Source organism: Pseudonocardia adelaidensis (assembly GCF_039543345.1).
Lineage (GTDB): Bacteria > Actinomycetota > Actinomycetes > Mycobacteriales > Pseudonocardiaceae > Pseudonocardia > Pseudonocardia adelaidensis.
Genome location: NZ_BAABJO010000042.1, coordinates 72,403 through 83,292, shown reverse-complemented (window position 1 = coordinate 83,292; position 10,890 = coordinate 72,403). Strand labels below are relative to the sequence as shown.

Genomic DNA, 10,890 nt, shown 5'->3' with positions numbered 1-10,890 from the left:
TGGCCCGCGCCTGGATCCGCGTGATCTGGCGCTGCTGGCTCGACGGCGTGCCCTACAACCCCACCAAACACGGCGCGCTCCAACGCCTCACCACACCCGCAGCGGCCTAATCTCGATCTTGGGGTTGACACAGGGGGTGTCATGCCCGTTCCCCGTCGCACCGGACCGGCCGGACGGACATCATCACTTCCGGCAGGGCCAGTAGATCGTGGTGCAGATGTCGGTCACACCGGTCTTCTGCGCGGACATCTCCGACTCCACGACGACCTGGACGTCGAGGTCCAGGTCGAAATCGGCGGGGGCGAGTGTCTCGGTCGGCATCAGGCTGCTCCGATCCTCGGTGGGGTGCGCGGTACCGCATCCATCACACTAAGGATCGTTCAACGATCCGACAAGATGTTGATCCTCCGATCCTCACCCGCTATGGTGCCGCCACTGTCCGTGCATGCGGGAAGGAGGCGGGATGCCGAGGGAGCCGCCTACTTCTTCGACTTGGCCTTCTTCGGCTTGCCGTCCTTGGCCTTGCCGCGGTCCTTCTCGGCCTTGGTGTCCTTGGCCTTGACCGCCGCCTTGACCGCCTTGCCGTTCGTGGCCCTGCCGTTCGTGGCCCTGCCGCCGTTCTTGCCCCGCTTGGCGGGCGCCTCGACGGCGGGCCCGGCCGCGGCCGGGGCCGGGGTGGAAGCGCTCGGTTCTGCCGCTCCCGGCGCCGCTCCGCCGACCGCCGCGCGGAACCCGGCGCCGGGCCGGAAGGCCGGCACGGTGGTGGCCGGCACGGCGATGGCGGCGCCGGTCCGCGGATTGCGCGCGGTACGGGCGGCCCGGGCGCGGCCCTCGAAGACGCCGAACCCGGTGAGCGTCACCGCCTCACCGGACCGGACCCGGTCGACGATGGTCTGGAGCAGCCCGTCGACGGCTGCGGCGGCGGTGCGCCGGTCCCCGAGGCGCTCGGCGAGCGCGTCCACGAGTTGAGTCTTGTTCATACCGGAACGGTAGAAGGCCCGGCCGCCGCCCCGGGCGGCAGCACCCGGTCAGACCTGCGCGGTGGTGGGCAGCCTGCCGGGGCGGGCGGCCTCGAACGCCGTGATCTCGTCGACGTGACGCATCGTGAGGCCGATGTCGTCGAGACCCTCCAGCAGCCGCCACCGGGTGTAGTCGTCGATCTGGAACGGGACCGTGAGGTCGCGGGCGTGCACGGTCTTCTCCTCGAGGTCGACGGTGACCTCGACACCCGGCTCGTTCTCCAGCAGCTTCCACAGCAGCTCGACGTCCGGCTGCGCGACCTGCGCCGCGACCAGACCCTGCTTGGCCGAGTTGCCGCGGAAGATGTCGCCGAACCGGGCGGAGATCACCACGCGGAACCCGTAGTCCATGAGCGCCCAGACCGCGTGCTCGCGCGACGAGCCCGTGCCGAAGTCGGGGCCGGCCACCAGCACGGATCCGCGCGAGAACGGCTCCTGGTTGAGGATGAAGTCCTCGTTGCCCCGCCAGGCGGCGAACAGGCCGTCCTGGAACCCGGTGCGCGTGACCCGCTTGAGGTAGACGGCCGGGATGATCTGGTCGGTGTCGACGTTGGACCGGCGCAGCGGCACGCCGATCCCGGTGTGGGTCTTGAAGGGTTCCATCAGCTCAGGTCCTCCGGGCTCGACAGGGTGCCGCGGACCGCGGTCGCGGCGGCCACCAGCGGCGACACCAGGTGCGTGCGGCCGCCCTTGCCCTGGCGGCCCTCGAAGTTGCGGTTGGACGTGGACGCGCTGCGCTCACCGGGCGCGAGCTGGTCGGGGTTCATGCCGAGGCACATCGAGCAGCCCGCCGAGCGCCACTCGGCGCCCGCGGCCCGGAACACCTCATCGAGGCCCTCGGCCTCGGCCTGGAACCGCACCCGCATCGAGCCCGGCACCACCAGCATGCGGACGCCGTCGGCCACCTTGCGGCCCTTGATGACGTCGGCGGCGGCGCGCAGGTCCTCCATCCGGCCGTTCGTGCAGGAACCGACGAACACCGTGTCGATCCGGATGTCCCGCAGCGGGGTGCCGGCCTCCAGGCCCATGTAGGTGAGCGCCTTCTCGGCAGCCACGCGCTCGTTCTCGTCGACGATCTTCGCCGGGTCCGGCACCCGCTCCCCGAGCGGCAGGCCCTGCCCCGGGTTCGTACCCCACGTGACGAACGGGGTGAGCGCGTCGGCGTCGATGTCGACCTCGGCGTCGAACACGGCGTCGTCGTCGGTGCGCAGCTCGCGCCACGCGGCCACGGCCTCGTCCCACTGGTCGCCCTTGGGCGCGCGGTCGCGGCCCTTCAGGTACTCGAACGTCGTCTCGTCGGGCGCGATCATCCCGGCCCGGGCGCCCGCCTCGATCGACATGTTGCAGATCGTCATCCGGGCCTCCATCGAGAGGTTCTCGATGACGTTGCCGCGGTACTCCAGCACGTAGCCCTGGCCGCCGCCGGTGCCGATCTGCGCGATGATCGCCAGCACGACGTCCTTGCTCGTGACGCCCGGACGGAGCGTGCCGTCCTTCGAGTTGACGTTGATCGCCATCGTCTTGAACCGCTTGAGCGGCAGCGTCTGCGTGGCCAGCACGTGCTCCACCTCGGACGTGCCGATGCCGAACGCCATGGCGCCGAACGCGCCGTGGGTGGACGTGTGGCTGTCGCCGCAGACGACGGTGAGGCCCGGCTGGGTGAGCCCCAGCTGCGGGCCGACGACGTGCACGATGCCCTGCTCGGCGTGGTTCATCGGGTAGAGCGGCACGCCGAACTCGGCGCAGTTCTTGCGCAGCGTCTCCACCTGCGTGCGCGACACCGGGTCGGCGATCGGCAGCTCGACGTCGGTGGTGGGGACGTTGTGGTCCTCGGTGGCGACGGTGAGGTCGGGCCTGCGCACGCGGCGACCGGCGAGCCGGAGCCCGTCGAACGCCTGCGGGCTGGTGACCTCGTGCACCAGGTGCAGGTCGATGTAGAGGAGGTCGGGCTCCTGCCCCTCCCCCTTGCGGACCAGGTGCTGGTCCCAGACCTTCTCGGCCAGCGTTCGTCCCACGGCGGCAGCCTCCTCGCTGGACGTCTCACATTTCGGGAAGTTAGTATCGGCTCGTGAGACAGCATAGCGGCATCGGCGTGCTCGACAAGGCCGTGGGGGTGCTGCGGGCCACCGCGGCCGAGCCCTGCGGCCTCGCCGAACTGTGCGAGCGCACCGGGCTGCCCCGGGCCACCGCGCACCGGCTCGCCGTCGGCCTGGAGGTGCACGGGCTGCTGCACCGCGGCGCCGACGGCCGGTGGCGGCCCGGCCCGGCACTCGCGGAGCTCGCGGCCGGTGGCGTCGACCCGCTCCTGGAGGCCGCGGGCGCCGTGCTGCCGCGGCTGCGCGACATCACCGGCGAGAGCGTGCAGCTCTACCGCCGCGACGGCATCCACCGGATCTGCATCGCCGCCGCGGAGCCCACCAGCGGCCTGCGCGACACCGTGCCGGTGGGCACACGACTGCCGATGACGGCGGGCTCCGGCGCCAAGGTGCTGGCCGCGTGGGCCGAACCGGCCATCCAGCGCGCTGTGCTCGCCGAAGCCACCTTCGGCGACCGCGTGCTGGTCGACGTCCGCAGGCGCGGATGGGCGCAGAGCGTGGCGGAGCGCGAGTCCGGCGTCGCGAGCGTCTCGGCACCCGTGCGCGACGGCACCGGCCAGGTCGTCGCCGCCGTCTCCGTGTCCGGCCCGGTCGACCGCATCGGCAGGCGTCCCGGCGTCCGGTGGGCCGCCGACCTGCTCGCCGCGGCCGAGGCGCTGCAGCACCGCCTGTAGGGATAGGAGCCTGTCCGCGCACCCCACGTCTCGTGCCACCGCCCTGCACGAGAGCGAGCGCAGAGCCACGAACGAACGATCCTCGAGCGGCTGCGTCGGTGGCGGAGCTACCGCTCACCGCGGTGAGCGGCTCCGTCACCTCCCGCTAGTACCGATCGCGCGACCTGTCCGGCCATCATCCAGCCGGGCCGCTAACGTGACCTCAGATCGGCTCGATCACCACGGCAAGTCACCACTCGAGCCGCCAAGCGACTGAAGACGGGGGACGATGAGTTACCTGCTCGGCATCGATCTGGGCACCACGCGGACGGCTGCCGCGATCGGCAGGCTCGACGCGCGCCCCGGCGAGACCGAGATCGTCAACCTCGGCGACCGCGCCAGCGCCGTCCCGTCGGTGCTCTACCTCGGCGACGACGGCAGCGTCGTCGTCGGCGAGGCGGCCGAGCGCCGCGCGGTGAGCTCCCCCGACCACGTCGTCCGCGAGTTCAAGCGCCGCATCGGCGACCCGACCCCGCTGATCGTCGGCGGCCGTCCGTGGGCGCCGGAGGACCTTTCCGCCCGGCTCGTGCGCTGGGTCGTCGACCGCGTCGCGCAGCGCGAGGCGGGACCCGCCGCCCGGATCGCCGTCACGCTGCCCGCCTCGTGGGGCCCGCACAAGACCGAGCGGCTCGGTGGCGCGCTCGCCGCGCAGGGCCTGCAGGTCTCCTACCTCGCCGAGCCGCAGGCCGCTGCACTGCACTACGCGTCGGCCGAGCGGGTGGAACCCGGTTCGACGATCGCCGTCTACGACTTCGGCGGCGGCACCTTCGACGCGGCCGTCGTGCACAAGGACGGCAACACCTTCAAGCTGCTCGGCAGGCCGGAGGGGGTCGACCGCCTCGGCGGCATCGACTTCGACGAGATCGTCTTCGAGCACGTCATGAGCGGCATGCCGGACGCGTTCGAGGGGCTCGACGAGAACGATCCCGCCGTCCTGTCCGCGATCGCCGCGATCCGGCGCGAGTGCGTGGAGGCGAAGGAGGCGCTCAGCAGCGACACCGAGGTGTCGATCCCGGTGCTGACGCCCAAGGCGCAGGGATCGGTGCGGATGCACCGCAGCGAGTTCGAGGCGGCCATCCGCCCGCAGGTCGAGGACACCGTCGACGCCCTGCAGCGCGCGGTGGCCTCGGCCGGGCTGGCGCCGCAGCAGCTGTCCGCGGTGCTGCTGGTCGGCGGTTCGTCGCGCATCCCGCTCGTGGGGCAGCTCGTCTCCGAGCTGCTCGGCCGCCCCGTCACCGTCGACGTCGACCCGAAGAACGCCATCTCGATGGGTGCCGTCCTGTCGCTGCAGCCCGCGCCGCCCACCGGCAGCGGGCCACGGCCGCGCGTCCCGGCTCCGCGCGCCGGCGGCTCGGCGCGGTTCCCGATCGCGGCTGCCGCCGCGGGTGCGCCGCCGCTGGGCGGTGGCGGCGGGCCCCAGGGCCCGTACGGCCCGCCCGCCGGTCCCCCGGGTGCGTACGGTCCCGGCCCGATGGGCGGTGCCGCGAGCTCGAGCCTCCCGCCGTACCGGCCCGCGCCCCCGCGCCCCCCGGTGGCTCCCCCGCCCCGCCCGGCCACCCCCAGCTACGCCCCGGAGTTCGACGACGAGCCCTACGAGCCCCGGTACGACTACGCGCCCGAGCCCCGCGGCAAGAGCCCGTCGTTCCTGGTGACGGCCGGCGCCGTGGCCGCCGCGATCGCCGTGATCGCCGCGGTGTTCCTGTGGCCGCAGCCGGACTCCGAGCCCGCAGCCGCAAGCACCCCCCGCCCCGTCCCCACGCAGGAGGCCACCCAGCCCGCCCCGCGGACGACGGAACGTCCCGCACCGACGGAGCAGCCGCCCGCCACGCGCCCACTCCCGCCGCCACCACCGCAGACGCGCCCCACCACGGAGCAGCCGCCGGTGACGACCACCGAGCCCTCGGTGACGACCACGCCCCCGCCGGACACGACGGAGCCGACGACCAAGCCGACGCCGACGGAGCAGCCCACACCCACCGACCCGAACGAGGGTGGCGGGGCGAGCCAGACCGCCGAGGTCGCCCCAGCCCCGGCGTAGGGGTACGGCTCCGGAGTGCCTCCGGTGGCGCCGCGCAGTGTGCGGGGCTGTCCTTGGGGGCAGGCGGGGTCTGCACGCTGGGCGCGCGGCGCCCCCGGAGGCGGTCGTGACGGACATGACTCGGCACTTCGGCACGAAAGCAGGTGCATCGTGGAGCGCGCTGCTCGAATGCGGCGGGGTTGCCGCCCGGCCTGTCGCTGATCAAGGGCGGATGGTCGTCGTTCGATCTTCACGAGGAACCATTTGCCCTTGGTCACCGACCCGGGCGCATCGAGGAGTACCTCATGGTCGCTGCGACAGCAGTGGTGTGCTGCTCGGGCCGATCACGAGCGGTTGATCGCCGCGAGCGGCATGTCAGCGCGGATGCGGCGGCAGTGCGGTACTGCTCGGATCGATCACGCCGCGTCCCCGGCCCACTGCCTCACGGTCGGGCCCGCTCGGATGGATCCTGCTCGCGATCCGCCAGGGCCTCGGCCTGGGAGGGGTCGAGCTTGTGCTCCAGGGCGTCTGGCCGAGACTCAGCTGGATCATCGGTTGTTGATCACTGCGGGCCTCCGCGGAGGCGTCCTTGTCAGGGGATCAGGCGACCCTCACATGGACCAGTTGGTGACGGTTGCAGGTCCGCGTCTGCGGCGGGCCGCAGATCCAGACGTCATGAGGGTGTGCCGCGAGGTAGGTGAGGTCGCGCGCCAGGTGACGTCACCGGCAGGTGATGTCGAGGGCAGGTGCCGTCGCGCGGGTTTGAGGCCGCGCGGGTTTGAGGCCGCGCGGGTTTGAGGCCGCGCGGGTTTGAGGCCGCGCGGGTTTGAGGCCGCGCGGACGATGCCAACGCAACCACAGGAGGGGGGTCCGGGGGGCGAAGCCCCTCCGGGCGGGGTCTGGGGGCTGCGCCCCCAGAAATAAAAGCGGAGCGAGGTGGTTCGCGCCTTCCGCGAACACACCTCGCCCCTCGCGTAGCCCCGACGGGATTTGAACCCGCGCTACCGCCTTGAGAGGGCGGCGTCCTAGGCCGCTAGACGACGGGGCCGCTGGGAATCGCTCTGTTTTGAGTTTATCAGACCGCTTCTGAGCGTTTCCGCTGGGGTACCAGGACTCGAACCTAGACTAACTGAACCAGAATCAGTCGTGCTGCCAATTACACCATACCCCAAGGTTCACCTTCACCCGGAGGGTGACCGTGCCCTGTGGCGACCACTCTAGCCGAGGCTCGCAGCCCGCTCCAAACCGGCCCTCAGGCGGGCGAGGGAGCGCTCGCGACCCAGCAGTTCCATGGACTCGTAGAGCGGGGGCGACACGGTGCGCCCGCTCACGGCCACCCGCACGGGCGCGAACGCCTTGCGCGGCTTGAGGCCGAGCCCGTCCACGAGTGCCGCCTTGAGGGCACCCTCGATGTGCTCGTGGGACCACTCGGGAACGGCATCGAGGCCGGTCAGGGCCGCTTCGAGGACCGGTGCGGCGTCGGCGCCGAGGTTCTTCTCCGCCGCGTCGTCCTCTGGGGCGAAGCCCTCCTCCGGCACGAAGAGGAAGCGCAGCATGCGCGCGGCGTCGGACAGCACCACGCTGCGCTCCTGCACCAGCGGCGCCGCGGCGGCCAGCAGTGCGCGCTGCTCTTCCGTCGGCGTGCCGGTGATCACACCCTCGGCCTCGAGGTAGGGCTCGACGCGTCGTGCGAACTCCTCGACCGGCAGTGCCCGCAGGTGTGCCGCATTGATCGCCTCGGCCTTCTTGAGATCGAAGCGCGCGGCATTGCTCGACACCCGTGTGATGTCGAACGCATCGACCATCTCGGCCATCGTGAACACATCGCGGTCCTCGGCGATCGACCAGCCGAGCAATGCGAGGTAGTTCAGCAGCCCTTCGGGCACGAATCCGCGCTCGCGGTAGAGGAAGAGGTTGGACTGCGGGTCGCGCTTGGACAGCTTGCGGTTGCCCTCGCCGGTGACGAGCGGGAGGTGCCCGTAGCGGAACGGCCCGTTCCCGATCCCCACCCGCTGCAGCGCCTCCAGCAGCGCGATCTGGCGCGGGGTGGACGGGAGCAGGTCCTCGCCGCGCAGCACGTCGGTGATGCCCATGAGGGCGTCGTCGAGCGGGTTGGTGAGCGGGTAGAGCGGGGTGCCGTCACCGCGGGCGAGCACGAAGTCGGGCACCGTGCCGGCCTTGAACGTGACGGGGCCGCGGACGAGGTCGTCGAACGTGATGTCGCGGTCGGGCATCCGCAGCCGGAACACCGGCAGCCGGCCGTCGGCGCGGAACGCCGCCTTCTGCTCGTCGGTGGTGTCGCGGTCGGCGTTGTCGTAGCCGAGCTTGGGGTCGCGGCCCGCGGCCCGGTGCCGCGCCTCGATCTCCTCCGGCGTCGAGTACGACTCGTAGACCTCGCCGGCCCGGACGAGCAGGCCCAGGGCGTTGCGGTAGGAGTCGCGGCGCTCGCTTTGGCGGTAGGGCCCGTACGGGCCTCCGACCTCCGGCCCCTCGTCCCAGTCGAGCCCGAGCCAGCGCAGCGCGTCGAGCAGGGCCTCGTAGGACTCGACGGAGTCGCGCCGGGCGTCGGTGTCCTCGATGCGGAACACGAAGGTGCCGCCGTTGTGGCGGGCGTGCGCCCAGTTGAACAGGGCGGTGCGGATCAGTCCGACGTGCGGGGTGCCCGTCGGCGACGGACAGAAGCGCACCCGGACGTCGTTGCGAGCGTTCATGATGGTCGCCAGCCTATCGAGGCCTGGCCAGGCCGTTCTGAGCGGCGTAGAAACCTACGGATGTCGAGCAACGAGCGCACGACCTGCCTCGTCGTCGGCGGGGGCCCGGCGGGCATGGTCCTCGGCCTGCTCATGGCCCGCGCCGGCGTGGAGACCACCGTCCTGGAGAAGCACGCCGACTTCCTGCGTGACTTCCGCGGCGACACCGTGCACGCCTCCACCCTCACCCTGCTCGACGAGCTCGGGCTCGGCGAGCGTTTCGCCGCGCTGCCCCACCGGGAGCTCGATCGGGTCCAGGTGCAGCTCGACGCCGGGCGCGTGCAGGTCGGCGACCTGAGTCGGTTGCCAGGCGCGCACCAGCACATCGCGCTCGTGCCGCAGTGGGACTTCCTCGACCTCATGGCCGACGCCGCCGAGGAGGAGCCGACGTTCACCCTGCGGCGCAACGCGGAGGCGATCGGGCTGCTGCACGACGGCAAGCGCGTGGTGGGGGTGCGTTACCGCGACCGCACCGACGGCTCGGAGCACGAGATCCGGGCCGGCCTCACGGTCGCATGCGACGGCCGCGGCTCCGCGATGCGCGCGGCCGCCGGCCTCGTCCCCCGCTCCTTCGGGGTGCCGATCGACGTCTGGTGGTTCCGGCTGCCGCGGCGCGAGACGGACCCGGCGGGTGGGGTCGGCCGGATCTCCGGAGGGCAGTTCGCCGTCCTCATCGACCGCGGCGACTACTGGCAGTGCGCGTTCCTCATCGCCAAGGGCAGCGATGCCGCGATGCGCGCGGCAGGCCTGGAGCGGTTCCGCGAGCGCATCGCGGCCCTGCTGCCGTGGATGGCCGACCGGCTCGGTGCGTTGACGTCCCTCGACGAGGTGAAGCTGCTGGACGTCAGGCTGGAACGGCTGCGCAGCTGGCACCGCGAGGGCCTGCTGCTGATCGGGGACGCCGCGCACGCGATGTCCCCCGTGGGCGGTGTGGGCATCAACCTGGCCGTCGCCGACGCCGTGGCGGCGGCGAGGATGCTCGCGCCCGCGCTGCGCTCGGGCGGCATCGTGCCACGCTCGCTGCTTCGGAAGGTGCAGTGGCGGCGGTGGTGGCCGACGGCGCTGATCCAAGGTGGCCAGCGGCTCGCCCACCGGGCCGTGCTCAGCGGCCGAGCCGCCACGGCGAGCACCCCGGTGCCGGACACGGCCGACCCGACCGGCGGCACCGTGCCGACCGCCCCGACGGAGGCGCTCCCGCGCCCCCTGCGCCTGCTCCGCCGCTTCCCGGTGCTGCAGGGCGTACCGGGGCGGCTCATCGCGATCGGTCCCCTGCCCGAGCACGCCCCCGACTGGGCGCGTCGCTCCCCGGAGCGCGCCGCTCCGCCGGGCGGGGAGCGCGACGGGCTACAGGAAGTTGTTCGGCCAGATCATGGTGCGCCACATGTGGGCGACCGGTGACCCGTCGAACCCCAGCCCTTCCTCCGGCTGCCGGAAGTGCCGCCCGACGACATCGGTGAACTCCTCGAAGTCCACGCGCGCGTCCGGGTCGAACGAGTACATGTCGTTCAGCGTGATCAGCCGCGAGGTCATGTACCAGCGGTGCGCGCGGGCCGCCTCGTGCTCGCGGTGGATGTACTCCGGCGGGTCGTAGTCCTCGCCGAAGAAGGCGATGTACTCCTGCGGGTAGGAGTAGCCGACGGACTCGTCCGCGAAGTAGCGCAGCGCCTCGTGCTTCTCGATCGCCCAGGCGACCTCCTCGTCCACGTACGGCGCCACCATCTGCGCACCCCAGTACCCGTGGTCGCTGCGCAGCAGGCCGGGCACGGCGATGTCGTGCAGCAGGCAGGCCAGCACGACCTTCTCGTCGAGCCCCTTCTGCCGGGCCAGCCGCGCGCTCTGCAGCATGTGCGAGACGGCGAAGTCGTCGAAGCGCAGCCGGTAGAAGTCCTCGAGCGTGGGGCGCTCGGGCATCTTCGGCAGGGCCGGGTTGTCGCCCATCATGAACACGGTGTTCGGCTTGTCCATCTCGGCCCGTTGCGCGGCCTTCGCGCCGCTGTGGGCCGGGGTGCCGAGGGTGGCCGCGGCGGGTGGGGCGATCACCTGCCGTCTGCCGCCCACCGCGTCGTCCAGCGGTTCGCGGACCCAGCCCGTGCCGTCGCCGATGGCCCGGAACGAACTCGGCGCCTGCGGTTCCTCGTGAACGGTCATCACGCCCCCTTCGCGGCGATCAACCGTTAGCATTGCACAGCAGTCTCGGCGCAGAGAAGGCTTCCTTCTGAGCCTTACCCGCGACGTCATGGACCCCGCTACCCCGCGCGCGTCACCGTGGTCGTCGTCAACACGACGACGAGGAGA

The 10,890-nt window shown here is 72.2% G+C and carries 9 protein-coding genes and 2 tRNA genes; 3 read left to right on the top strand and 8 right to left on the bottom strand.

The window, feature by feature from the left end; translation table 11 throughout:
* Positions 1–183 precede the first annotated feature (183 nt).
* From ABEA81_RS37240 to leuC, 4 genes are all read right to left on the bottom strand, one after another.
* Positions 184–321 carry a hypothetical protein gene (locus tag ABEA81_RS37240; protein WP_345611931.1) on the bottom strand — a complete coding sequence of 46 codons (138 nt, stop codon included), beginning with the start codon at positions 319–321 and terminating at the stop codon, positions 184–186.
* Positions 322–479: 158 nt separating this feature from the next.
* On the bottom strand, positions 480–980 hold the full coding sequence (locus ABEA81_RS37235) for an HU family DNA-binding protein (RefSeq protein ID WP_345611930.1): 501 nt from the start codon (positions 978–980) through the stop codon (positions 480–482).
* A 48-nt stretch (positions 981–1,028) separates the two neighbouring features.
* Positions 1,029–1,622, bottom strand: a complete 594-nt coding sequence (gene leuD / locus ABEA81_RS37230; RefSeq protein WP_345611928.1) for a 3-isopropylmalate dehydratase small subunit — start codon at positions 1,620–1,622, stop codon at positions 1,029–1,031.
* Positions 1,622–3,034, bottom strand: coding sequence for a 3-isopropylmalate dehydratase large subunit (leuC, locus tag ABEA81_RS37225; RefSeq protein WP_345611926.1), 1,413 nt, complete (start codon positions 3,032–3,034; stop codon positions 1,622–1,624). The genes leuD and leuC overlap by 1 nt, the downstream gene beginning before the upstream one ends.
* A 53-nt stretch (positions 3,035–3,087) precedes the next feature.
* On the opposite strand from leuC, the gene ABEA81_RS37220 reads away from it, so the two are divergent.
* Together ABEA81_RS37220 and ABEA81_RS37215 are read left to right on the top strand one after the other, a co-directional pair.
* Positions 3,088–3,789, top strand: coding sequence for an IclR family transcriptional regulator (locus ABEA81_RS37220; RefSeq protein ID WP_345611925.1), 702 nt, complete (start codon positions 3,088–3,090; stop codon positions 3,787–3,789).
* Between the two features lie 268 nt (positions 3,790–4,057).
* A complete protein-coding gene (locus tag ABEA81_RS37215; RefSeq protein WP_345611923.1) occupies positions 4,058–5,866 on the top strand; it encodes an Hsp70 family protein in 1,809 nt (602 codons plus the stop codon).
* Between the two features lie 954 nt (positions 5,867–6,820).
* Here ABEA81_RS37215 and ABEA81_RS37210 read toward each other — a convergent pair.
* The 3 genes from ABEA81_RS37210 to gltX form a co-directional block, all read right to left on the bottom strand.
* Positions 6,821–6,893, bottom strand: a tRNA-Glu gene (locus tag ABEA81_RS37210).
* 51 nt (positions 6,894–6,944) lie between these two features.
* A tRNA-Gln gene (locus ABEA81_RS37205) sits at positions 6,945–7,016 on the bottom strand.
* A gap of 46 nt (positions 7,017–7,062) precedes the next feature.
* A complete protein-coding gene (gene gltX, locus ABEA81_RS37200) occupies positions 7,063–8,556 on the bottom strand; it encodes a glutamate--tRNA ligase (protein WP_345611922.1) in 1,494 nt (497 codons plus the stop codon).
* A 60-nt stretch (positions 8,557–8,616) separates the two neighbouring features.
* On the opposite strand from gltX, the gene ABEA81_RS37195 reads away from it, so the two are divergent.
* Positions 8,617–9,993, top strand: coding sequence for an FAD-dependent oxidoreductase (locus ABEA81_RS37195; RefSeq protein WP_345611920.1), 1,377 nt, complete (start codon positions 8,617–8,619; stop codon positions 9,991–9,993).
* Here ABEA81_RS37195 and ABEA81_RS37190 read toward each other — a convergent pair.
* Positions 9,940–10,743, bottom strand: coding sequence for an HD domain-containing protein (locus ABEA81_RS37190; RefSeq protein WP_345611918.1), 804 nt, complete (start codon positions 10,741–10,743; stop codon positions 9,940–9,942). The two genes, ABEA81_RS37195 and ABEA81_RS37190, sit on opposite strands and share 54 nt — an antisense overlap.
* Between the last annotated feature and the right edge of the window lie 147 nt (positions 10,744–10,890).